This is a genomic window from Achromobacter sp. ISS7, assembly GCF_056523125.1.
Window position 1 is genome coordinate 2,991,611 of sequence record NZ_JAWRZD010000001.1, and the last position, 21,805, is coordinate 3,013,415.

At 69.7% G+C, this 21,805-nt stretch carries 20 protein-coding genes; 13 read left to right on the forward strand and 7 right to left on the reverse strand.

Features of this window, described 5'->3' with window-relative positions; translation table 11 throughout:
- The first annotated feature begins 71 nt into the window (after positions 1–71).
- The 7 genes from AC1HFW_RS13440 to AC1HFW_RS13470 all read left to right on the forward strand — a co-directional run bounded on the left by AC1HFW_RS13440 (position 72) and on the right by AC1HFW_RS13470 (position 8,221).
- Positions 72–584 carry a winged helix DNA-binding protein gene (locus tag AC1HFW_RS13440; RefSeq protein ID WP_149895280.1) on the forward strand — a complete coding sequence of 171 codons (513 nt, stop codon included), beginning with the start codon at positions 72–74 and terminating at the stop codon, positions 582–584.
- 9 nt (positions 585–593) lie between these two features.
- Positions 594–2,447, forward strand: a complete 1,854-nt coding sequence (locus tag AC1HFW_RS13445; RefSeq protein ID WP_035360605.1) for an ABC transporter ATP-binding protein — start codon at positions 594–596, stop codon at positions 2,445–2,447.
- A 56-nt stretch (positions 2,448–2,503) separates the two neighbouring features.
- Positions 2,504–4,036 (forward strand): ABC transporter substrate-binding protein, encoded by a 1,533-nt coding sequence (locus AC1HFW_RS13450; RefSeq protein WP_479283808.1) that lies wholly within the window; start codon positions 2,504–2,506, stop codon positions 4,034–4,036.
- Positions 4,037–4,227: 191 nt separating this feature from the next.
- Positions 4,228–5,151 carry an ABC transporter permease gene (locus AC1HFW_RS13455; protein ID WP_479283810.1) on the forward strand — a complete coding sequence of 308 codons (924 nt, stop codon included), beginning with the start codon at positions 4,228–4,230 and terminating at the stop codon, positions 5,149–5,151.
- 5 nt (positions 5,152–5,156) lie between these two features.
- A complete protein-coding gene (locus tag AC1HFW_RS13460) occupies positions 5,157–6,023 on the forward strand; it encodes an ABC transporter permease (RefSeq protein ID WP_006396125.1) in 867 nt (288 codons plus the stop codon).
- 5 nt (positions 6,024–6,028) lie between these two features.
- A complete protein-coding gene (locus tag AC1HFW_RS13465) occupies positions 6,029–7,768 on the forward strand; it encodes a M14 family metallopeptidase (RefSeq protein ID WP_479283811.1) in 1,740 nt (579 codons plus the stop codon).
- A 15-nt stretch (positions 7,769–7,783) separates the two neighbouring features.
- A complete protein-coding gene (locus AC1HFW_RS13470) occupies positions 7,784–8,221 on the forward strand; it encodes an acetyltransferase (protein WP_006396127.1) in 438 nt (145 codons plus the stop codon).
- A 79-nt stretch (positions 8,222–8,300) separates the two neighbouring features.
- Here the strand turns inward: AC1HFW_RS13470 and AC1HFW_RS13475 are convergent, their stop codons facing one another.
- The 6 genes from AC1HFW_RS13475 to AC1HFW_RS13500 all read right to left on the reverse strand — a co-directional run bounded on the left by AC1HFW_RS13475 (position 8,301) and on the right by AC1HFW_RS13500 (position 13,542).
- Positions 8,301–8,498: an oxidoreductase-like domain-containing protein gene (locus AC1HFW_RS13475; RefSeq protein WP_479283814.1), complete on the reverse strand. Its 198-nt coding sequence runs from the start codon at positions 8,496–8,498 to the stop codon at positions 8,301–8,303.
- Positions 8,499–8,507: 9 nt separating this feature from the next.
- A complete protein-coding gene (locus AC1HFW_RS13480) occupies positions 8,508–9,062 on the reverse strand; it encodes a GNAT family N-acetyltransferase (protein ID WP_116520339.1) in 555 nt (184 codons plus the stop codon).
- 43 nt (positions 9,063–9,105) lie between these two features.
- Positions 9,106–9,741 carry a class I SAM-dependent methyltransferase gene (locus AC1HFW_RS13485; RefSeq protein ID WP_479283815.1) on the reverse strand — a complete coding sequence of 212 codons (636 nt, stop codon included), beginning with the start codon at positions 9,739–9,741 and terminating at the stop codon, positions 9,106–9,108.
- Positions 9,738–11,303: a lytic murein transglycosylase gene (locus AC1HFW_RS13490; protein ID WP_479283816.1), complete on the reverse strand. Its 1,566-nt coding sequence runs from the start codon at positions 11,301–11,303 to the stop codon at positions 9,738–9,740. The genes AC1HFW_RS13485 and AC1HFW_RS13490 overlap by 4 nt, the downstream gene beginning before the upstream one ends.
- A gap of 168 nt (positions 11,304–11,471) precedes the next feature.
- Positions 11,472–12,833 (reverse strand): MATE family efflux transporter, encoded by a 1,362-nt coding sequence (locus AC1HFW_RS13495; RefSeq protein ID WP_479283818.1) that lies wholly within the window; start codon positions 12,831–12,833, stop codon positions 11,472–11,474.
- Between the two features lie 10 nt (positions 12,834–12,843).
- Positions 12,844–13,542, reverse strand: coding sequence for a hypothetical protein (locus AC1HFW_RS13500; protein WP_479283820.1), 699 nt, complete (start codon positions 13,540–13,542; stop codon positions 12,844–12,846).
- A gap of 112 nt (positions 13,543–13,654) precedes the next feature.
- On the opposite strand from AC1HFW_RS13500, the gene AC1HFW_RS13505 reads away from it, so the two are divergent.
- The 4 genes from AC1HFW_RS13505 (at position 13,655) to AC1HFW_RS13520 (ending at position 17,952) form a co-directional block, all read left to right on the forward strand.
- The gene (locus tag AC1HFW_RS13505; RefSeq protein ID WP_238890130.1) at positions 13,655–14,575 is read left to right on the forward strand and encodes a LysR family transcriptional regulator; all 921 of its coding nucleotides are present in this window, start codon (positions 13,655–13,657) and stop codon (positions 14,573–14,575) included.
- A gap of 8 nt (positions 14,576–14,583) precedes the next feature.
- A complete protein-coding gene (locus tag AC1HFW_RS13510; protein WP_479283822.1) occupies positions 14,584–15,534 on the forward strand; it encodes an adenosine deaminase in 951 nt (316 codons plus the stop codon).
- 146 nt (positions 15,535–15,680) lie between these two features.
- The gene (locus AC1HFW_RS13515) at positions 15,681–16,946 is read left to right on the forward strand and encodes a carboxylesterase family protein (RefSeq protein ID WP_479283824.1); all 1,266 of its coding nucleotides are present in this window, start codon (positions 15,681–15,683) and stop codon (positions 16,944–16,946) included.
- 55 nt (positions 16,947–17,001) lie between these two features.
- Positions 17,002–17,952 (forward strand): Bug family tripartite tricarboxylate transporter substrate binding protein, encoded by a 951-nt coding sequence (locus AC1HFW_RS13520; RefSeq protein ID WP_479283826.1) that lies wholly within the window; start codon positions 17,002–17,004, stop codon positions 17,950–17,952.
- Here AC1HFW_RS13520 and AC1HFW_RS13525 read toward each other — a convergent pair.
- Positions 17,939–18,571, reverse strand: a complete 633-nt coding sequence (locus tag AC1HFW_RS13525) for a TetR/AcrR family transcriptional regulator (protein WP_479283827.1) — start codon at positions 18,569–18,571, stop codon at positions 17,939–17,941. The two genes, AC1HFW_RS13520 and AC1HFW_RS13525, sit on opposite strands and share 14 nt — an antisense overlap.
- 145 nt (positions 18,572–18,716) lie before the next feature.
- Here AC1HFW_RS13525 and AC1HFW_RS13530 point away from each other — a divergent pair, with 145 nt between their 5' ends.
- The gene (locus AC1HFW_RS13530) at positions 18,717–20,210 is read left to right on the forward strand and encodes an MFS transporter (RefSeq protein WP_241069731.1); all 1,494 of its coding nucleotides are present in this window, start codon (positions 18,717–18,719) and stop codon (positions 20,208–20,210) included.
- Positions 20,211–20,389: 179 nt separating this feature from the next.
- Positions 20,390–21,778, forward strand: a complete 1,389-nt coding sequence (locus AC1HFW_RS13535) for an amidohydrolase (protein WP_479283830.1) — start codon at positions 20,390–20,392, stop codon at positions 21,776–21,778.
- The last annotated feature ends 27 nt before the right edge of the window (positions 21,779–21,805 follow it).

Here is a 21,805-nt window from a genome sequence, read left to right on the forward strand (position 1 = left end):
ATGCCTGCATATCTACAAATCGTCAATAATTCGCCAACGTTTTATTGTCGATCCGTCCCCAACTGCCACCCATGTCTGTTTCCGTCCGGGACGCCATTGTTTCCTCCTCCCATCTCGCCTCTTCCGCCCCGGAGCTGTCCGAGGTGGAGTTCGGCCTGATCATCGCCTCGCACGCCTTCAACCGCTGGATGGTCCGCTGCATGGCCTGTGCCGGGCTGCCCGAGCTGACCTCGCTGGACATCCTGGTACTGAACCACGTGTTCCACCGCGGCCGCGGCAAGAAACTGGCGGACATCTGCTTCACGCTCAATGTCGAAGACACCCACCTGGTGAACTATTCGCTCAAGAAGCTGGAGCGGCTGGGCGTGGTGCAAAGCGCCAAGACCGGCAAGGAAGTGATCTACACCGCCACCGATGCCGGCGCGGCCGCCATCCAGCGCTACGCCGAAGTGCGCGAGCAATGCCTGGTGAAACCCTTCATCGACTCCCCCGCCGCGGACGATGCCAGCCACCAGCTGGCCAATACCCTGCGCGCCCTGTCGGGCCTGTACGACCAGGCCGCCCGCGCCGCCACCTCGCTGTGAGAATCCACGTTGTCTAGCCTTTCCGCCTCTTCCGCCCAGCCGCTGCTCTCCGTGCGCGGCGTCTCGGTGGACTTCAATACCGACAACGGCGTGTTCCGCGCCGTCGAGAACCTGGACTTCGACGTGCGGCCGGGCAAGACGCTGGCCATCGTCGGCGAGTCCGGTTCGGGCAAGTCGGTCACGTCCATGGCCATCATGCGGCTGACGGACTACAACAACGGCCGCATCGCCACGGGCCAGATCCTGTTCCGCGACAGCGCCGACCGCGAGGTCGACCTGACGGCCGCGTCCGACGAGCAGATGCGCGCGATCCGCGGCAACGACATCGCCATGATCTTCCAGGAGCCGATGACCTCGCTGAACCCGGTGTTCACCATCGGCGACCAGATCATCGAGGCCATCATGCTGCACCAGCAGCTGTCGCGCTCGGCCGCCCGCAAGGCGGCGCGCGCGCTGCTGGAAAAGGTGCGCCTGCCGGACGCCGAGCAGCTGCTGGACCGCTACCCGCACCAGTTGTCGGGCGGCATGCGCCAGCGCGTCATGATCGCGATGGCGCTGTCGTGCCAGCCGCGCCTGTTGATCGCCGATGAGCCGACCACGGCGCTGGACGTGACGATCCAGGCGCAGATCCTGAACACCATCCGCGAATTGCAGCGCGACCTGGGCACGGCCGTGATCTTCATCACGCACGACATGGGCGTGGTGGCCGAGATGGCCGACGACGTGGTGGTGATGCTGCGCGGCAAGAAGGTCGAGCAGGGTCCGGTGGAAGAGATCTTCCGCGCGCCCAAGCATCCCTATACCCGCGCCCTGCTGGCCGCCGTGCCGCGCCTGGGCAGCCTGACCGGCCGCGACCTGCCGCTGCGCACGCCGCAGACGGTGCTGGAAGGCGACACGCTGCGCGAAGTGGGCGAGACCCGCGAGCAGGACACGGCGCGCTACGACGAGCCGGTGCTGCGCGTCGAGAAACTGACCACGCGCTTCGACGTGGGCCACAACCTGTTCGGCCGCGTCACCCATCGCGTGCACGCGGTCGAGGAAGTGAGTTTTGACGTCTACCCCGGCGAGACGCTGGCGCTGGTGGGCGAATCGGGCAGCGGCAAGTCGACCATCGGCAAGACCCTGCAGCAGCTGGTGGCGCCGACCTCCGGCGCAGTGCGCTACAACGGCAAGGACATCTTCTCGATGGACGCCGCCGGCCGCCAGCGCCTGCGCCAGGAGATCCAGTACATCTTCCAGGATCCATACGCCTCGCTGGACCCGCGCAAGACCGTGGCCTTCAGCATCGCCGAACCGATCCGCACGCACCGCCTGCTGACCGACGAGGCCGCCATCGCGCGCCGCGTCGGCGAGCTGCTGGAACAGGTGGGCCTGAAGCCCGAGCACGCGCGCCGCTATCCGCATGAATTCTCGGGCGGCCAGCGCCAGCGCGTCTGTATCGCCCGCGCCCTGGCCAGCGACCCCAAGCTGATCATCGCCGACGAATCGGTGTCGGCGCTGGACGTGTCGATCCAGGCGCAGATCCTGAACCTGCTGATGGACCTGCAGAAGGACCGCGGCCTGTCGTACCTGTTCATCACCCACGACATGGCGGTGGTGGAGAAGGTCAGCCACCGCGTGGCGGTGCTGTACCTGGGCCAGATCGTGGAACTGGGCACGCGCCGCCAGATCTTCGAATCGCCGCAGCACGCCTACACCCGCAAGCTGCTGGCCGCCGTGCCGGTGGCCGAGCCCGGCCGCCACATCGACACCTCGCTGATCGAGGGCGAAATCCCCAGCCCGGTGCGGCGCGTGGGCGACGAGCCGGCGATCATTCCCCTGGTTGAATTCGCGCCCGGCCACCGCGTGGCCCGCGCCGCCTGAACCTCCCCCCTTACACACACGTCGGCCCGGCCGATTTCCCGTCCCTGGAGTTGAACATGCTCTCCCTACGCAAAACCTTCACCGCCACCGCCCTGGCCCTGGCGCTGGGCGGCGCGCTGCCCGCGGTCCTGTCGACCGCCCAGGCCGCCGGCACGCTCAACGTCGCCATCAACCAGGACCCGGGCAGCTGGGATCCGATCGACACCTTCGTGACGTTCTGGGGTTCGGTCGGCAGCAACCTGTACGACGGCCTGACCATGCGCGGCGCCGACCTGAAGCTGCAACCGGGCCTGGCCACCAAGTGGGAATACCTGGACGACAACAAGCGCCTGCGCTTCACGCTGCGCCAGGGCGTCAAGTTCCACAACGGCGAGCCGTTCAACGCCGAGGCCGTCAAGTTCACCTTCGAGCGCCTGCTGGGCGCGGAAGGCGCCAAGGGCCCGCAGAAGTCGAACTACGACTCGATCGGCGAGGTCAAGGTGGTGGACGAGTACACCGTCGACTTCATCCTCAAGCAACCCGACCCGGTGCTGCTGACCAAGCTGGCCGGCTACGGCGCCATGATCGTGCCGCCCAAGTACATTCAGGAAAAGGGCGAAGAGAACTTCAACACCCACCCGGTCGGCACCGGCCCGTTCAAGTTCGAGAGCTACCAGCCCAAGGTCAACGTGACCCTGGCGCGCAATGACGACTACTGGGGCGGCAAGCCCAAGCTGGACAAGGTGCTCTACCGCTTCATCAGCGAGCCCGGCACCCAGGTCGCCGAGCTGCAGGCCGGCCGCGTCGACATCGCCACGCTGATCCCGCTGGGCCTGATCGAGACGGTCAAGAAGTCGGGCAACGCCGACGTCATCTCGACCGGCGGCCCGGTGGCCTTCGCGCTGCGCTACAACACCAAGAACGGCATCACCCAGAACCGCGACGTGCGCCGCGCGCTGATCATGGCGGTGGACCGCGACACCATCGTCAAGCAGCTGCTGCTGGGCCAGGCCAAGACCATCGCCAGCTTCCAGGGTCCGCAGTCGTTCGGCTACAACCCCGAGCAGAAGCCCCTGCCCTTCAACCCCGCCGAAGCCAAGAAGCTGCTGGCCGACGCCGGCATCAAGCCGGGCGCGACGGTGCAGATCGACGTGCGCGGCAGCGATTCGAACTTCCGCGAAGTGGCCCAGGCGGTGTCGGGCTACCTGCAGGCGGTGGGCGTGCGCGCCACCATCAAGCCGTATGAGACCGGCGTGCTGCTCAACGACATCATCCCCGGCGGCAAGACCGGCGAGATGTGGCAGAACCAGTGGGGCGGCTGGACCTACGACTACGACAACACGGCCTACCTGATGTACCACTCGGGCCAGAAGTGGAACCCGTACGACAACGATCCCAAGCTGAACGCCATGCTGGAAGCGCAACGCACCGTCTATGACGTGAAGAAGCGCGAAGCCATGCTGCAGGAGATCGCCGGCTACGTGGCCGACCAGGCGCTGGAACTGCCGCTGTACAGCCTGAACACCATCGTCGGCGTGAACAAGCGCGTGAAGGGCCTGGAAGTGCCGGGCGACATCCGCTTCCGGTTCCTGGAAACTGCCGTAGAGTAAAGCCCACCCCCGAAGCGCTGCGCGCTTCCCCCCTCAAAGGGGGCATGCCAGGGGACCGGCAAAGCCGGCTCCCCGGCATCCCGCTAGGGGGGGCGGTGCTTGATTGGGCATCGTGATTTGTGTGACGCACTTGAAGCATTTGAAGCATTAACCCTACTGATTCGCCGGGGCGAAAGCCCTGGCGGAGCCTCATGACCGGATTTCTGATTAAACGCGTGTTGCAGGCGGTCTTCGTGATCGTGGCCGTGACGCTGCTCGTCTCCTATGCCGTGCGCCTGACCGGCGACCCCGCGCTGATGCTCAGCCAGGGCTCGGGCAGCGTCACCGAGCAGGACCTGGCCAACATCCGCCAGGCGCTGGGCCTGAACCGCCCGTTCCACGAGCAATACCTGAGCTACATGCAGGGCCTGCTGCACGGCGACTTCGGCCGCAGCTTCATGGGCGGCACCTCGGTCGCCAAGCTGATCGGCGACGCGTTGCCGGCCACGCTGATGCTGGCGTTCACCTCGCTGATCGCCTCGATCCTGCTTTCGCTGCCGCTGGGCATCCAGGCCGCCATCAAGCGCGGCAAGCCCACCGACCAGGCCATCCGCATCCTGTCGCTGGTGGGACTGTCGTTCCCCAACTTCTGGCTGGCGCTGATGCTGGTGCTGCTGCTGTCGATCACCTTCCCGATGCTGCCGCCGTCGGGCTGGAGCGGTCCGGCCAGCCTGGTGCTGCCGTCGCTGACCATGGCGATCATCCTGTCGGCCACCAACATCCGCCTGGTGCGCACCACCATGCTGGAGACGCTGTCGGCCCAGTACATCATGGTCGCGCGCAGCAAGGGCCTGAAGGAACGCATCGTGCTGTACAAGCACGCGCTGCGCAACTGCGCCATTCCGCTCATCACCTACCTGGGGCTGCAGTTCGGCGGCCTGATCGGCGGCATCGTCGTCATCGAGATGGTGTTCAACTGGCCCGGCCTGGGCACGCTGGCGTTCGACGCCATCTCCGGCCGCGACTACCCGGTGCTGCAGGGCACGGTCACCGTGCTGGCCGCCGTCATCGTCCTGGTCAACCTGATCGTCGACATCGCCTACGGCATCGTCGATCCCCGTATCCGCACGCGCTGAGCCCCATGCAGACCACTACTTCCCCCGCCGCCCCCAAGGCCGCCAAGCCGCGCAGCCGCTACCGCTCGCTGGAATTCGTGCTGGGCGCCGCGCTGACCGGCGTCATGATCGTCCTGGTGCTGACCTCGGGCTGGCTGTTCCCCGATGGCGGCGAGTCCATGGACCTGACCGCCCGCCTGATGGCGCCCTTCACCAGCGCCGCCCACCTGTTCGGCACCGACCCGCTGGGCCGCGACGTGCTGGCGCGCGTCATCGTCGGCGGCAAGATCTCGCTGCTGGTGGGCTTCGCGTCGGTGCTGGGCGGCGCGCTGCTCGGCATCGTCATGGGCCTGATCGCCGGCTACTACCGCGGCTTCTGGGACATGATCGTGATGCGCTTCGCCGACGTGCAGCTGGCGCTGCCGTTCATCCTGGTGGCCATCACCTTCATCGCCATCCTCGGCGGCGGCCTGTTCAACGTGATCTTCTTCATGATCATTTCGCAGTGGGTGCAATATGCGCGCCTGGTGCGGGCCCAGGTGCTGGCGCTGCGCGAACGCGAGTTCGTGCTGGCGGCGCGCGCCTTCGGCGTGCGCGACCTGGCCATGATCCGCCACCACATCGTGCCCAACCTGCTGGGTCCGCTGGTCATCCTGATGACGCTGAACGTCGCCAACAATATCCTGCTGGAAAGCAGCTTGACCTTCCTGGGCCTGGGCGTGGATCCGATGATCCCGAGCTGGGGCGGTATGCTGGCCGATGGCCGCACCTACATGCAGACGGCATGGTGGGTGAGCGTGTTTCCCGGCCTGGCGATCATGCTGACCGTGCTGGGCCTGAACCTGCTGGGCGACTGGCTGCGCGACCGTCTGGACCCGACTGGAAAAATCTGAAGATCATGGCATTACTGGAAAAGACATTCGACCGCACCCTGGACGCCTGGATCCATGCCTACAAGGCCCCCGCCTGGCGCGGCGCGGCCGTCGAAGGCTGGCTGTTCGAGGGCGTCGACGCGCGCCGCGAGGCCGAGGCGCGGCTGGCCCAGGCCGGCGTGACGGCGCGCTTTCGCAGCGCCTACAAGCCGCTGCTGCACTACTTCCTGGAAGAGGTCGAGCGCGACGGCCTGGTGTCGGTCGACCTGCGCTATCCGCTGCATGAAAACGCCCAGGCCAAGCGCTTCACGCTCGAGGCCTATCCGCTGGTGGCGCTGCTGCCGGGCGTGCGCGTGACGATGAAGCCGGGCGCGTCCGACCTGCACTACGACGTCGCCCTGGCCTACGCCGACGGCAGCCGCCGCGAGGCGCGCGTGTTCGCGCCCAACCAGCTCGGCCAGGCGCAGGACGGCACGCCCGAACTGTCGCCCACCGGCTGGCTGCGCGTGCGCAACGCCGACGGCGCCATGCAGACCGACGCGGCCCAGTCCACCGAATACCAGCAAGCCTTCCGCAGCATCGTCGACACGGTGCGCAACCATCCCTGGGGCGCGCACGAGCCGTACTTCGACCGCCTGGAAATCCGCGTCGACCTGCCCGGCATGGACTTCGCCCTGCCGGTGGATGAGGAGATCGTCAGCACCTTCGAGGCGCTGCACGAAGACCTGTACTTCACGCTGCTGGAACACTTCCAGCACCACTCCGGCCGCCCCTCCGGCGACCGCGGCCTGCAACCCGGCCAGATCATTCCCGACATCCGCCGCCACGACGGCGCGGCGCGCGTGCTGGTGACGCTGGAGCCGTTCGCGCCGCCGGCGCCGGTGACGCCCGCGGCGCTCGACGCGCCGCTGGCCGAACTGCGCCAGCCGCTGGCGGCCGCGCAGATCGCCGGCTGCATGGCCGCGCTGGGCGGCGACGCCTTCCAGGCCGTCTCGCGCCAGGGCCGCCCGGTGCTGGGCACCTATCTGCGCGGCTCGGGCCCGGCGGTCTTCATCTCGGGCGCGCAGCACGCCAACGAAACCTCCGGCGTGGTCGGCGCGCTGCGCGCGGCGCAGGCGCTGAAGGCGCGCGGCGACGCGCACTTCGCGCTGATCGCCTCCGAGAACCCGGACGGCTACGCGCTCTTTAACCGCCTGCGCGAACAGCATCCGCGCCACATGCTGCACGCCTCGCGCTACAGCGCGCTGGGCGACGACATCGCCTACCGCGAGCACGCGCCGTTCTTCGAACGCGAAGGCCGCCACCAGGCCCATGCCATCAGCGGCGCGCAGCTGCACATCAACCTGCACGGCTATCCGGCCCACGAGTGGACCCGCCCCCTTTCGGGCTACCTGCCGCGCAATTTCGAGCTGTGGACCATCCCCAAGGGATTCTTCCTGGTGCTGCGCCACCACCCGGGCTGGAGCGAACGCGCCCGCCGCCTGATCGAGGGCGTGACGGCGCGGCTGGCCCGCAAGGTGCCCGGCCTGGTCGAATTCAATGCGCGCCAGCTTGAACTATTCCACGCGCACGCGCTCGAAACCGGATTCGATGTGCTGAACGGCATCCCCGTGCAGGTCACGGAAACCGACCGGGAAGAGCTGCCGATGGCGCTGATCTCCGAGTTTCCGGATGAAACCGTGTACGGGGACCGCTTCGTTTTCGCGCATACTGTGCAAATGGAAACCGTCCTGGCGGCGACCGACATCCACCGCGCCGGACACTAACGCCGCCCGTCTGACATGAACATCCGAGAACGCAACCACGGCGACGACCTCGCCCTGGTGGATATCTGGCTCCGGTCGGTGCGCGCCACCCATACTTTCCTGACCGAAAAGGAAATCCAGGCCATGTACCCGCAGGTGCTCAACACCTACCTGCCGTCGGTGCGGGTCTGGGTCTGTGAGGACGATGCCGGCGAGGTCGCCGGCTTCATGGGCCTGAACGACAACAAGGTCGAGATGCTGTTCGTCGATGCCAACAAGCGCGGCAAGGGCGCCGGACGCCGCCTGCTGAATTTCGCGCTGTCGCTGCACGGCAGCCTGCGGGTCGACGTCAACGAACAGAACCCGCAAGCGCATGGGTTCTACAAGCACTACGGGTTCGTCGACGTGGGCCGTTCGGAGACCGACGCGGCCGGCCGGCCGCGGCCGATCATTCATATGAAGCTGGCGGGGTAAGGCAACCGCCCGCACCGGGATGGCCTGAGGCCGTAACCGCCAGGGAGCCCCATGCGGGCTCCTTTTTCATTGGGCAACCTCAACCCACCTCGCCATGCCGCGCCCGCCACGCCTTGAGCGCGGCGCGGTATTCATCCATGGCTTCGTTGTAGGTGTCGTAGACGCAGGGGATGCAACCGCTGTTGCAGCATTCCTCGGGCGCGGGCGCCTCGGGCGGCACGGGGGGCGGATCGTTATCGACGGGCGATGCGGTGTTCGGGGTATGCGGGGAACTCATCCCCGCATGTTAGCGCTGATCGGCGTCCGCCAGCGCGCGCCATTGCTGGCGCCGGATTTCGTAGCGCAGCTTGCGCGCCTCGCCCTCGCCGGTGGTCTCGATCCAATTCATTCCGCACTTTTCCATCACGCGCATCGACGCGGCGTTGGCCTGCACCGCCACGGCGCTCAGCGCGTCCACCGGCAGGCGCTCGAAGCCCAGCGCCAGCAGCGCGCGGGTGATTTCCGAGGCGTAGCCCCGGCCCCAACAGGAAGGCGGAAAGGCGTAGGCCACTTCGACCCGTTCGATCTTGCCCGACAGCGCCAGCTTGAGGCCGGCGCGGCCCGCCAGCGCGCCGCTGTCGCGCTCGGTCAGCACGTACATGCCGTAGCCGTGCTCGGCCCAGTGCAGCATGTTCTGCTCGACGTAGCGCCGGCTGGCGGTGGCGTCGCGGGTGCCGCCCATGGTCGCCATCAGGGCGGCGTCGGCGTGCATCCCGGTGATGAAAGGCAGGTGGGTCGGCGTCATGCGCTCGGCGCGCAGGCGCTGGGTGACGAAGGATTCGGGCAACAGGGCGGACGGCATGATGCGGACACAGGGCACACGGGATGCCCTGCATCATACCCATTTACCCCCGCCGCAGGCCCAGGAAGCTCCAGCGCACGTCGGCGCGATCGAGCATGTCTTCGCGCGTGACGCAGTGATGCGCCGACAGGCCATGGCCGGCCGCCAGCGCGATGGTTTCCTCGGCCGAGACGTCGAACATGCGGCGGCCTGGCGGCACCGGGCCGTGGCGCAGCGACATCAGGATCTGCCCGCCGGGCGCCAGCAGGGCCGCCAGTGCCGCCATGCCGCGCGCGCGCTCGTCCGCGTCCAGGTGCATCCAGACCGCGGTCAGCATGATGACGTCGAACTCGCGCCCGCGCAGTCCGGGCAGGTCCGGCAGGGCGTCGTCGACCCATTCCAGGTTGGGCAGCACATGGCGCCGCTGGCCTTCGCGCCGCAGCTCGGGCGTGGGCTCGGCCGCCACCACCTGGTGGCCCATGCGGGCCAGCGCGGCGGCGTCGCGGCCCGAGCCGGCGCCGATGTCGGCGATGCGCGACGGCGTCGCCGGGATCAGGTGCGCCACGTCGCGGTGGACGTCGGCGAAGGCGATGCTCTCGTACTGCTCGGCCAGGGCCGCGGCGTTCTCACCGTAGCCCTGGGTGCCCGAGACCACCGCCCCGCTGCGGTCGACCGTTTGCGCGGAATCGGCGGCGCTCATTTGGCCTTGAGCGCGTCGTAGATGCGCTTGCCGACGCGGCCGTCCTGCGGCAGGTTGCGCTTTTCCTGTTCGGCGCGCACCGCGTCGCGGGTCTTGGCGCCGGGAATGCCGTCGGCGGTGCCGACGTCATAGCCGCGGGCGTTGAGCATCTCCTGCACTTCCTTGATCTGCGCGCGCGACAGGCCGGGATCGTCCGTCGGCCAGGCCGTGGCCAGCGCCGGGCCGCCCTGCAGGCGGTTCAGCAGCAGCGACACCGCCAGCCCATAACGGCGCGACTGGTTGTAGTGCAGGATCGCGTCGAAATTGACGGTGGCCAGGAACACCGGCCCCTTGGCGCCGGTGGGCGCGAACAGGTAGGCCTGCTGGTCGTTGCCGCTGGCCAGCTTGAGCGCCGAGCCGTCGCCCTGCTTGAGCCCGGCCTGGGCCCATTGCGCGATGGTGCGGCGGTCCTGCGAGCCGACGTATTCGGCATCGGGCGCGGGCGGGATGGCGGCGGCCACGTCGGCCGGCACGCGCACTTCCACCACCGCCGGCAGGCCGTGGGTCCACTTGGCGCGGCGCTTGCGCAGGTGGTTCGCGGTCGAGGCCAGGGCGTCGGGCAGCGAGTTGTACAGGTCGATCTTGCCGTCGCCATCGCCGTCGGCCGCCAACTCGTAGAACGAGGTGGGGATGAACTGCGTCATGCCGAAGGCGCCGCTCCAGGAGCCGACGAAGTTGTCGGCCGGCACCACGCCGTCGCGCAGCAGGCGCACGGAGGCGTAGGCGTTCTTTTCCCACAGCGTCTTGTTCTCGGTGCAGGCGCGGGTCAGCCAGGCATTGAGCACGTCGGTCTTGCCGACCTGGCGGCCGTAGTTGGTCTCGATGCCGAAGATGGCGACCAGCGTGGCCGGGTCGACCTGGTATTGCTGGCTGATGTCGCCCAGCTGCTTGCCGTACTTGGCGAGCACCGCGCGGCCGTCGCTGACGCGTTCGTCGTCGACGGTCTTGGCGATGTAGTCCCACCAGCTTTCGCGGCCCTCGGGCTGGCCCTGGGCGGACGCCACGGTGGTGGGCAGCAGCTTGGCCTTGGCGGTGTATTTGTCCCAATCGGCCAGGGTCAGGCCGTTGGCGGTGGCGCCCTTGCGCAGCTTGGCGATACACGCCTTGGTGTCGAGCTCGGTCGGGATGATGACCGTGGGCGCTGCCGGGGCGGCGGTCGCGGCGGGAACCTGGGCCGGCGCGGCGGCTGGCTGCGCGGCCGGGGCCGCGGTGGCGGGCGCGGGGGCCGGTGCGGGCGCCGGCGCGTGGACGTTCGTCGGCGGGGCGGCGCGCGTATCGTCCGGCGTGACCACGGGCACGGGCGCGGGCGCGGCGGCCGGGGCAGGCGTGGACGGGTCGTCGAAGCTGCGCTTGGGCGTCAGCGTCGGGCCGGACGGGGTCGGCTGGGCCCCGGGACTGCGCGTGCCGGTGGCGGAAGAAGGCGACTGGGCCTGGGCGGCGCCGCAAGCGGCGAGGCTCAGCGCGGCGGCGAGGACCGCGCGCGCAAGGGGATCGATCCGGGCGCGAAGGAGACGCTGTCGCATGGCTATCCTGAAAAATCGAAGTCAGCCCGGATCGTACCGCGACCGGCCGCCGAAATCGAATGACCTGGACGGGGCGCCGCCGGACCGTGGATTGCCCCCGCGGGCCATGCTGGAACGGCCGCGACGCCCGGCCCGTGGTCGGGCCGGAACCACCGCGGGGCGCCCGTCTCAGGCCGCGCCGGGCGCCAGGCTGGCCGGCGGCTGGCGCAGCACGCGCCGGCACAGCGCCAGCGCCAGCAGGCTCGACAGGGCGAAGCCCAGCGTCTGCCCCAGCAGCACGCCCTGCGCGCCGCCGTAATAGGCGCCGACCCACACGAATGGCAGGGTGCCGACGGTGGCGCGCAGCCAGCCGATGGCGGTGGCATAGGTGGCGTAGCCCAGGTTGTTGAAGACCGCCACGGACACGAAGAACACGCTGTTCAGCGCCCAGATGAAGCTGGCGTAGCGGCAGAAGACCAGCACCAGGTCGCGGCCCGGTCCGGTGACCTGGAACAGGTCGGGAATCCACGGCGCCAGCAAGGCCAGCAGCGTCGCCGCGCCAAAGCCGTACGCCAGGGCCAGGCCGAGCGTGATGCGCACGGTCTGCCGCACCCGCGGCCACTGCCCTGCCCCCAGGTTCTGGCCCAGGATCGGGCCGATGGCGCCCGGCAACACGAAGAACAGCGAATACGACAGCTGCAGCACCCGGTCCACCACCGTGGCGCCGGCCATGACGCTGGGGCCGAATCCGGCGTAGGTGGACGCGGTGAAGACGACGGCCGCCGGCGTGGCCAGCGCGCTCAGCGTCGCCGGCAGCGCGATGCCGCCGACGGCGGCCAGGTCGGCGCGCAGGCTCGCGCGCGCCGGCCGCGCCACCAGCCGGTAGCGGCCGAACACCAGCCAGGCGCCCAGCGCCACGGTCGCCACGCGGCCGACGCCGCCGGCCCAGGCCACGCCGCGCATGCCGCCGTCGAACACGAAGATCACCAGCGGATCCAGCACCGCCACGGTGGCGGTGCCGGCCAGCAGCACCCACATCGATTGGCGTCCGCGACCGGCGGCGCGCAGCAGGTTGGACAGCATCATGCCCAGGCCCATGGCCACCGAGAACGGCGCGGTGATGGCCACATAGGACAGCAGCAGCGCCCGTACATCCGGCGCCAGCCCGACCGCCCGCGTGAACGGCCCGATCGCCAGCAGGAACACGGCTGCCGACAGCACCGTGGCCGCGGCCATCAGCACCAGCGAGGCCGCCGCCAGCCGGCGCCCGCGCATGGCGTCGCCAGCGCCCAGGGCGCGCGACACCTGCGCCGCACCGCCCACGGTCACGCCGATGCAGATCGACGTGATGGTGAACAGCGTCATCGAACCGAAGCCCACCGCCGCCAGCACGGCCTCATCGCGCAGCGTGCCCAGATAGAGCAGCGTCAGGAATTCCACGGCGAACACCGCCAGCATGCTGGCCCAGCCGGTCAGCACCATTTCAAGCACATGGCCGCGCAACGGTCCGGAGACGAAGCGGGCGGGCATGGCGGCGGCAACAGCGTTCAAGCGATGGCTCCTAGCGCGGCGCGAACCAATATTGCGAACGGTCCTCGTCCGACGAATACCAGGGCAGCAGGCCGATGCTCTGCGACTCGCGCTGCACGCTCACCAGCAGCCCGCCCGCCAGCGGCCGCAGCAGCGCCATGGTGCGGTACATGCCCATCGACTCGTGCTGGCGCCAGTCGCGACGGGCGCTGATCCAGAAACGGCCCTGGGTGCAACCGCTGAAGCGTTGCAGGCCGAACGGGTCCGGCGAGCGCTCATCCGCCGCCGCATCCGCCCCGGCCCGGCCAGCGCGCAGCGGCAGCAGGTCGGCGCTGCCGTCGCCCTGGCCGTCGTCGGCCTGGATGCGCCAGCCGTCCGGCGCGGCGCGGAAAGTCACGCTGGCTGCCGCCGTGGGGCGCCAGGTCCGTGCGGCGGTATCGCGCAAGCCGGCCAGGCCGAGCGTGTTGGCCAGCAGGCGCTGCAAGTCGGCCACGCCGGGATCGGCCTTGCCGGCGCGCAGCTCGCCGGCGGCGCGGTAGCTGCCGGACAGGTCGGGGCATTGCGCCGGGTCCGACGGCAGCACCAGCGGCGCGCCGTCCTTGAACGGCGGCCAGTCGACCCGCACCTCGTCCACCGTCGACACGCCGCATCCGGCCAGGGCCGCCAATGCCGCCATCGCCGCCAACCGCCGCGCGGCCAGGGCCAGTCTCGCGCCAGATCCCGCCGTCATCGCCCGCTCCCGTCCGTCTCCATGGCGAGCAACTATACCGAAACCCGTCCCCCGCGTTGCCAAGGCTGCGGCGCCGGAGAATAATCGGCGCATCGCCACTGCCCCGCCCGCCATGACGCCCTTCAAAGGAAAACTCCGCACCCGGCACCTGGAGATCGTGCTGACGGTCGCCGAGCTGGGCAACCTGTCCAAGGCTGCGGCGCAACTGCACAGCACGCAGTCGGGCCTGTCGCGCGCCATCGCCGAGATCGAGGAACTGGTGGGCGCCCGCCTGTTCGAGCGCACCGCCCGCGGCACCAGCTGTACGCCGCTGGGCGAAGCCATGTGCCGCCACGCGCGCCAGCTGCTGACCGGCTTTCGCAAGGCCGAGATCGACCTGGCGGCGCTGTCGCGCGGCGACGAGGGCAGCCTGACGGTGGGCTGCTTCTCGATGTTCGCCGGCTGGCCGGTGGCGCAGGCCGCGTCGCGCTTTCGCGAACGGCATCCGCGCATCACGCTGACGCTGGAGATCGGCACCCACGAGCGCCTGATCGAAGACCTGGACGCCGGCGCGCTGGACGTGCTGATCAGCCGCTTCTCGTCCACGGTCGATCCGAGCATCTACCGCTCGGCCAACCTGCTGGAGGACGCCGTGGTGCTGGCCTGCGCGCCGGGCCATCCGCTGGCGGAGCGGCCCGAAGCGACGCTGGCCGATTGTGTGGCGTACCCGTGGATCACGGCGCTGCCCGGCAGCCGCATCCGCGGCGAACTGGAAATGCTGCTGTTACGGGAGGGCCTGCCGATTCCGGATATGATCGGCGCCCTGTCTCTGGAATTCGGCCGCGAACTGCTGACGGTCGGACCCTACCTGTGGATGCTGCCCGGCAGCGTCGCGGCGGTGCGCGCCGCGCGCGGCGAGGTGGTGGTGCTGGCGCCCCGCCCCGCCCTGCGGCGCTCGCCGCTGGCGGCCATCTGGCGCCGCGACCGGCCCAGCACCCGCCAGGCCCGCGCCTTCGCCGACACGCTGGCCCAGGCCATCCAATCTTCTTCTTAGGAGCGCCCATGTACGACTGGCTCAACACCCTGCCCAAGGCGGAACTGCACCTGCACCTGGAAGGCACGCTCGAACCCGAGCTGCTGTTCCGGCTGGCCCACCGCAACGGCGTGGCGCTGCCGTGGCCGGACATGGACGCCCTGCGCGCCGCCTACGACTACGGCAACCTGCAGGAATTCCTCGACCTGTACTACCGCGGCGCCGACGTGCTGCGCACCGAACAGGACTTCTACGACCTGACCTGGGACTACCTGGTCAAGTGCCACGAGCAGAATGTGGTGCACACCGAGCCCTTCTTCGATCCGCAGACCCACACCGACCGCGGCGTGCCGTTCAAGGTGGTGCTGGACGGCATCAGCCAGGCGCTGGAAGACGGCCGCAAGAAGCTTGGCATCAGCAGCGGCCAGATCCTCAGCTTCCTGCGCCACCTGCCCGAGGAACAGGCCATGCACACGCTGGAAGAAGCGCTGCCGTATCGCGACGCCTTCATCGCCGTCGGCCTGGACAGCAGCGAAAAGGGCTTTCCGCCGCGCCTGTTCCAGCGCGTCTTCGACCGCGCCCGCGCCGAAGGCCTGCCGGCCGTGGCCCACGCCGGCGAAGAAGGCCCGCCCGAGTACATCTGGGAAGCGCTGGACCTGCTCAAGGTGCTGCGCATCGACCACGGCGTGCGCGCCGCCGAGGACCCGCGCCTGATGGCGCGCCTGATCGACGAACAGATCCCGCTGACCGTGTGCCCGCTGTCGAACACCCGCCTGCGCGTGTTCGAGCACATGTCGCAGCACAACATCCTGTCGCTGCTGGACGCCGGCGTGAAGGTCACGGTCAATTCCGATGATCCGGCCTATTTCGGCGGCTACGTCACCGAGAACTTCCACGCGCTGTATGAGCACCTGGGCATGAGCCAGGCGCAGGCCCAGGCGCTGGCCGACAACAGCATGGATGCGCGCATCCTGAAGTAGGCCCGGCCGCGCAGGTATGCGGGTTGCGCATGGCCCGGATCGAAACCGGCATGCCTGCCCGCCCCCATTCGTCCCTACCATAGTCCCGAGCGGACGGCGGCCCTGCACGCCGTCCGCCGGAAACCAGGACGACAAGGGACAAGACCATGACTGACACCGTTCAGGCCGACCTGCGCACCGGCAGGTTGACCGGCCTGCGCGAGGGCGGCGTCTGCCGCTTCAGCGCCATCCCCTACGCCGCACCGCCCGTGGGCGCGCTGCGCTTCGCGCCGCCCGTGCCGGCCCGCTGGCGCGGGCCGCGCGATGCCACCCGCCCCGGCAGCGTGGCGCCGCAACTGCCCTCGCGCCTGCGCGGCGCCATGGGCGACTTCGACGCGCCGCAATCCGAAGACTGCCTGCACCTGACGGTGTGGACGCCCGCCGCCGACGGGCGCCGCCGGCCGGTGGTGGTGTGGCTGCATGGCGGCGCCTGGCAAAGCGGCGGCGGCGCGCTCGACTGGTACGACGGCGCGCGCCTGGCGGCGCTGGGCGACGTGGTGGTGGTGGCGGTGAACTACCGGCTCGCCGCGCTGGGCTGGCTGCACCTCCCGGGCCAGACCGCCAACGTCGGGCTGCTGGACCAGGAATGCGCCATCGACTGGGTGCTGGACCACATCCAGGACCTGGGCGGCGACCCGGCCCGCGTCACGCTGATGGGCCAGTCGGCCGGCGCTTCGTCGATCTGCGCCATGCTGGCGCGGCGGCCGCGCTTTGGCCGCGCCATCCTGCAAAGCGCCGCGCTGGGCCGCGGCTTTCGCAGCAGCGCGCAGGCCGCGGCGCTGGGCCGGGTGTTCCTGGCCGCCGCCGGCGCCGACACGCTCGAACAGGCCCGCGCGCTGCCGGTCGAGCGGTTGCTGGCCGCGCAGCAGGCGCCCGAGGTGACGGCGGCCTTGCAGGCCGAAGGCAGCCGCCGCAGCCTGTTCGGCCCGGTGCTCGATGGCGCGGTGCTGCCCGCCGACATCGCCCCGGCGTTGTGGCAGGCGGCCGGCCGCGCCGACGTGCTGGTCAGCTACACCCGCGACGAAATGGCCGCCTTTCCCGGCGGCGACGGCCCCGACTGCGCGCTGGCCAGCGAAGCCGTGTTCGGCGCGCCCTCGCGGCAGTGGGCCGCGGATGCCGCCGCCCAGGGCCGCCAGGCGTGGCTGGCGCGCTTCGACGTGGCGCCCACGGCGCGCTTCCAGGCCTGCCATTGCATCGAGCTGCCATTCGCCTTCGGCACGCTCGAGGCCTTCGCCGCCGCGCCCATGCTGCGCGGCCTGGCGCCGGCGCAGGCCGCCGCGCTGGCGCGGACCACGCAACGCGCCTGGATCGCCTTCATCCGCGGCGAGGCGCCCGCCTGGCCGCCCGCGCCGCACCTGGAACCGCTGGCCTGAAGCACCGCGCCGGGCGCATGACCCGGCGCGTCCAACATCGACAAGGGGAATACCAATGCTCAAGCAACTCGCCATCGCGCTCGCCCTGCTGCTGCCCGCGGCCGCCGGCGCGGCGTATCCGGACAAGCCGGTCAAGATCATCGTCTCCAATCCGCCGGGCGGGCCGGTGGACGTAATGCTGCGCGTGCTCGCCAGCAAGCTGTCCACCGCCTGGGGCCAGGCGGTGGTGGTGGAGAACAAGCCCGGCGCGTCCGGCATCATCAGCACCGGCGCGCTGGTCAAGTCGGCGCCGGACGGCTACACGCTGGGCATGGTGGTGGCCTCGTCGGTGACCATCGTGCCGTTCGCGGTCGATCACCTGCCCTTCGATCCGCAAAAGGACCTGCAGCCGGTGGCGCTGGTGGCGCGCACGCCGTTCATCTTCATCGTGCCCAGCGACAGCCCGATCAAGACCTGGCAGGACTTCGTGCGCGAGAGCAAGACGCGCAACCTGACGGTGGGCTCGTTCTCCATCGGCACCGCGTTCCACCTAGTGTGGGAACAGACGGCGCGGCGCGCCGGCATCAAGGCGCTGTACATCCCGTCGTCCTCGTCGGGCAAGACGCAGAACGACCTGATCGGCGGCCAGCTCGACGTGGGGCTGGACGCGCCGTCCAGCTCCAAGGGCCTGATCGACAGCGGCCGCCTGCGCGCGCTGGCCATCACCAGCCCGGAACGCTTTCCCGGCCTGCCCGACACGCCCACGCTGCGCGAATCGGGCATGGGCGACTACGCGCCGCAGCCGTGGATCGGCCTGATGGCGCCCGCCGGGGTGCCGGCCGACCGCGTGGCGCGGATCCAGCAATCGGTGGCGGAAATCCTGAAGGAGCCCGCGATGCGGGCGCAGATGGCGACGCTGGGCATGATTCCGATCGGCGGCAGCGCGCAGGAACTGGCCGACACCATCGCCGCCGATCGCGCCGAGATGGCGCCGCTGATCAAGGAACTGGGCATCAAGCTGCAGTAGGCGCGCCCACCAGCCGCAGGAACGGCGGGATCAGGCTGGCGGCCAGCGCCTCGGCGTCGGTCGCGCCACGCGCGATGCTGTCATCCACGGCGCCATGCATGCCGTGGTAGAGCAGGATGGCGGTCAGCGCGGGCTGCGCCAGCCGCCAGCAGCCGGCCGCCTGGCCGGCGCGCAGCATGGCCTCGGCCTGCGCCAGCACCGCCGCGCGTTCGGTCGCGCCGCGATGCGGATGGTTGACGTCGTGGAACACCACGTCGTGCAGCGCGTAGCCGTCGAAATAGGCGTGCACCCCCGCGCGCGTCCAGGCCCGCAGCCGCGCCACGCCGTCGTCCGGCGCGCAGGCCGCCATGGCCGCGTCGATGCGGTCCAGGAACCCCTGCGAGAACTTCATGCGCAGCGCCGCCAGCACGTCCGCCTTGGACGAGAAGTAATGATAGAAGGTGCCCTTGGCCACGCCGGCCTGCGCCACGATCTGGTCGATGGTGGTGGCTTCGACGCCCTGGCGCACGAACAGATCCTCGGCGGCGGCCATCAATTCGTTCAGGCGCACCGGCGCGGGCTTGGTGCGCGGCGCGGGGGCGGCGGTGGAGCGGGTGGCGGACTTGGCGGAAGGGGCCATCGCGAGCGGGAATCCTTTCATTTTCAACGATCTCCAGTGTAGAGGACGGGCCTGGCGCGCCGTTTGGAAATGCGTCTTTTTAATTATTGACCGACGGTCAGTCGATTAATAGAATACGGTTTCCCCCCTTTCCCGGCCATCCGCAATGACCCCCAATCGCCGCCGCGCCCTGGTGTTCGCCGTCAACCTGGGCAGCTTCATCACCATCCTGGACATCAGCATCGTCAACGTCGCCCTGCCCACCATGCAGGCCGCGCTGCGCATCGACATGGCCGGCCTGCAATGGGTGGTGGACGCCTACGCCCTGTTCCTGTCGGCCTTCATGCTGTCGGCCGGCCCGCTGGGCGACCGCTACGGCCGCAAGCGCTCGTGGCTGGCGGGCGTGGCGCTGTTCACGCTGGGCTCGGCGTTCTGCGGCATGGCCGACAATCTGCCGCTGCTGCTGGCCGGCCGCGCGGTGCAGGGGGTGGCCGGCGCGCTGCTGATCCCGGGCGCGATGTCGCTGCTGACGCAGGCCTTTCCCGATCCCGGCGAACGCGCCCGCGCCATCGGCCTGTGGGCCTCGTGCAATGCCATTTCGCTGATCGTCGGCCCGATGCTGGGCGGCCTGCTGGTGGCGCATTTCAGCTGGCAGAGCATCTTCCTGATCAACCTGCCGGTGGGCGTGGTGGCGATCGCGCTGGGCGCCTGGGGCATCCAGGAAAGCGCGCATCCCGAGCACGCCGCCTTCGATCCGGCCGGCCAGGCCCTGAGCGTGATCTGGCTGGGCGCGCTGACCTATGGCCTGATCGCCGCCGGCGAACACGGCTGGCAGGCGCCCGGCACGCTGGCGGCGCTGGCCGTGGCCGCGATCGGGTTGATCGCCTTCCTGTGGGTCGAGCACACCGTGGCGCGCCCCATCCTGCCGTTGGGCCTGTTCCGCGACGCCGGCTTCGCCAGCACCAACTTCGCGTCGTTCGTGATGGGGTTCGGCGCCTACAGCAGCCTGTTCTTCTTCTCGCTCTACCTGCAGCACGTGCGCGGTCTGTCGCCGCTGGAAGCGGGCTGGCAGCTGGCGCCGCAATTCGTGGCCACCGGGATCGTGTCGACGGTGTTCGGCCGCCTGAACCTGCGCTTCGGCTTGCCGCGGCTGATGATCGCCGGCTACGGCATGGTCGGCGCGGCAATGCTGGGCATGATGAGCTTCGACGCCCACACGCCCTATGCGCTGTCGGGCTCGTTGATGGTGCTGCTGGGCCTGGGCATGGGGCTGGCGGTGCCGGCCACCAGCATGGCGGTGATGGCGACCGTGCCGCGCGAGCGTTCCGGCATGGCCTCGGCCACCATGAACGCGCTGCGCCAGACCGGCATGACCATCGGCATCGCGCTGCTCGGCGCGCTGATGAGCGGCCGCGCGGTCGACAGCCTGGCCGCGGCGCTGACGCGGCTGGGCCAGCCGGACGCGCAGGCGGTGGCGCGCATCGCGGTCACCCAGCACGTGCTGCCGGCGCAACCCGATGGCGTGGCGGCGTTGTTCGCCGATGCGTTGGCGGGCGGTTTCCATGCGGCGATGGCCGGCGCCGGCGCGGCCTCGCTGCTGGCGGCGCTGCTGCTGTTGTGGGTCACGCGCGGCGCGCGGCCGGTGTTGCGCGCGGCCTGAATGAATGCCCGAGCGCGCGCATGAAACCCAGGCTTGGCGCGGAATTCCAGCGCATGGAATTCCAACGCCCGGAATCAAATCAGGCCGTTCTTAAGCAGGCGTAACAAGCACGCCGCCGCGGTAGCGCTCCGGTAATATCTCCGCCCAATAACAGGTTAACAACCAAGAGGAGACATGCCATGCAACACCGCAAGATCCTGTTCCGTTTGGCGCCGCTGGCGCTGGCCGCGCACCTGGCGCTGAGCGGCCCCGCCGCCGCGCAAAGCGCGCCCGGCACGCAAGGGCCGCTGGCGCCGGCGCCCATGCCGGAACTGGCCACGCAGATCGACCAGCGCGCCAAGGCCATCGAAGACAAGCTCATCGCCTGGCGCCGCGACATCCACCAGCACCCCGAACTGGGCAACCAGGAAACGCGCACCGCCAAGCTGGTGGCAGACCACCTGCGCGCGCTCGGCATGGAAGTGACGACCGGCGTGGCCGGTACCGGCGTGGTGGCGCTGCTCAAGGGCGGCAAGCCCGGCCCGGTGGTGGCGCTGCGCGCCGACATGGACGCGCTGCCGGTCAAGGAACAGGTCGACGTGCCGTTCGCTTCCCAGGCCAAGGGCACCTACCTGGGCAAGGAAGTGGACGTGATGCACGCCTGCGGCCACGACGCCCATACCGCCATCCTGATGGCCACCGCCGAAGTGCTGGCCGGCATGAAGGACCAGCTGCCCGGCAGCGTCAAGTTCATCTTCCAGCCGGCCGAGGAAAGCCCGGCCGACTTCGAGCCGGACGGCAAGAAGATCTGGGGCGCCAAGATGATGGTGCAGGAAGGCGTGCTGGACAATCCCAAGGTCGACGCGATCTTCGGGCTGCACGTGTCCAGCAGCTATCCGGTGGGCAAGCTGTCGTGGCGGAGCGGCCCGGCGATGGCCGCGGCCGACCAGTTCTGGATCGACGTGACCGGCAAGCAGACGCACGGCGCGCGGCCCTGGTCGGGCATCGACCCGATCGTGGTCAGCTCGCAGATCATCCTGGGCCTGCAGACCATTCCCAGCCGCCAGATCAACAGCATGCTGGAGCCGGCCGTCATCACCGTGGGCGCCATCCATGGCGGCAACCGCATGAACATCGTGCCGGACAGCGTGGCCATGACGGGCACCATCCGCACGTATGACGAGGGCATGAAGAAGGACATCCACCAGCGCATCGCGCGCACCGCCACGCAGATCGCGCAAAGCGCGGGCGCCAAGGCGGACGTGCGGGTGGTGGAGCTCTACAACGCCACCGTCAACAACCCCGGCCTGACCGAGGAAATGGGCGCGACGCTGCGGCGCGTGGCGGGCGAAGGCAACTACGGCCTGCAACCGAAGTCGACCGCGTCCGAGGACTTCTCGTTCTACCAGGAGAAGGTGCCGGGCATGTTCTTCTATCTCGGCGTCACGCCCAAGGACGTCAATCCCGAGACCGCGGCGCCCAACCATTCGCCGCGCTTCTACGTGGACGAATCGGGGCTCATCAACGGCGTGCGCGCCCTGTCGAACCTGACGGTCGACTACATGGCCAAGGCCAAGCAGGGCAGCTGACCACGGGCCCCGTGCCGCCGGCGCGCA

Excerpts from the sequence above, each read along its gene's own strand:
- AC1HFW_RS13510 (WP_479283822.1), top strand. The coding sequence starts at position 14,584 with ATGTACGACTGGCTCAACACCCTGCCCAAGGCGGAACTGCACCTGCAC.
- AC1HFW_RS13505 (WP_238890130.1), top strand. The coding sequence starts at position 13,655 with ATGACGCCCTTCAAAGGAAAACTCCGCACCCGGCACCTGGAGATCGTG.
- AC1HFW_RS13480 (WP_116520339.1), bottom strand. The coding sequence starts at position 9,062 with ATGCCGTCCGCCCTGTTGCCCGAATCCTTCGTCACCCAGCGCCTGCGC.
- AC1HFW_RS13520 (WP_479283826.1), top strand. The coding sequence starts at position 17,002 with ATGCTCAAGCAACTCGCCATCGCGCTCGCCCTGCTGCTGCCCGCGGCC.
- AC1HFW_RS13460 (WP_006396125.1), top strand. The coding sequence starts at position 5,157 with ATGCAGACCACTACTTCCCCCGCCGCCCCCAAGGCCGCCAAGCCGCGC.
- AC1HFW_RS13470 (WP_006396127.1), top strand. The coding sequence starts at position 7,784 with ATGAACATCCGAGAACGCAACCACGGCGACGACCTCGCCCTGGTGGAT.
- AC1HFW_RS13450 (WP_479283808.1), top strand. The coding sequence starts at position 2,504 with ATGCTCTCCCTACGCAAAACCTTCACCGCCACCGCCCTGGCCCTGGCG.
- AC1HFW_RS13515 (WP_479283824.1), top strand. The coding sequence starts at position 15,681 with ATGACTGACACCGTTCAGGCCGACCTGCGCACCGGCAGGTTGACCGGC.
- AC1HFW_RS13485 (WP_479283815.1), bottom strand. The coding sequence starts at position 9,741 with ATGAGCGCCGCCGATTCCGCGCAAACGGTCGACCGCAGCGGGGCGGTG.
- AC1HFW_RS13500 (WP_479283820.1), bottom strand. The coding sequence starts at position 13,542 with ATGACGGCGGGATCTGGCGCGAGACTGGCCCTGGCCGCGCGGCGGTTG.
- AC1HFW_RS13525 (WP_479283827.1), bottom strand. The coding sequence starts at position 18,571 with ATGGCCCCTTCCGCCAAGTCCGCCACCCGCTCCACCGCCGCCCCCGCG.
- AC1HFW_RS13440 (WP_149895280.1), top strand. The coding sequence starts at position 72 with ATGTCTGTTTCCGTCCGGGACGCCATTGTTTCCTCCTCCCATCTCGCC.
- AC1HFW_RS13465 (WP_479283811.1), top strand. The coding sequence starts at position 6,029 with ATGGCATTACTGGAAAAGACATTCGACCGCACCCTGGACGCCTGGATC.
- AC1HFW_RS13490 (WP_479283816.1), bottom strand. The coding sequence starts at position 11,303 with ATGCGACAGCGTCTCCTTCGCGCCCGGATCGATCCCCTTGCGCGCGCG.
- AC1HFW_RS13530 (WP_241069731.1), top strand. The coding sequence starts at position 18,717 with ATGACCCCCAATCGCCGCCGCGCCCTGGTGTTCGCCGTCAACCTGGGC.
- AC1HFW_RS13475 (WP_479283814.1), bottom strand. The coding sequence starts at position 8,498 with ATGAGTTCCCCGCATACCCCGAACACCGCATCGCCCGTCGATAACGAT.
- AC1HFW_RS13535 (WP_479283830.1), top strand. The coding sequence starts at position 20,390 with ATGCAACACCGCAAGATCCTGTTCCGTTTGGCGCCGCTGGCGCTGGCC.
- AC1HFW_RS13455 (WP_479283810.1), top strand. The coding sequence starts at position 4,228 with ATGACCGGATTTCTGATTAAACGCGTGTTGCAGGCGGTCTTCGTGATC.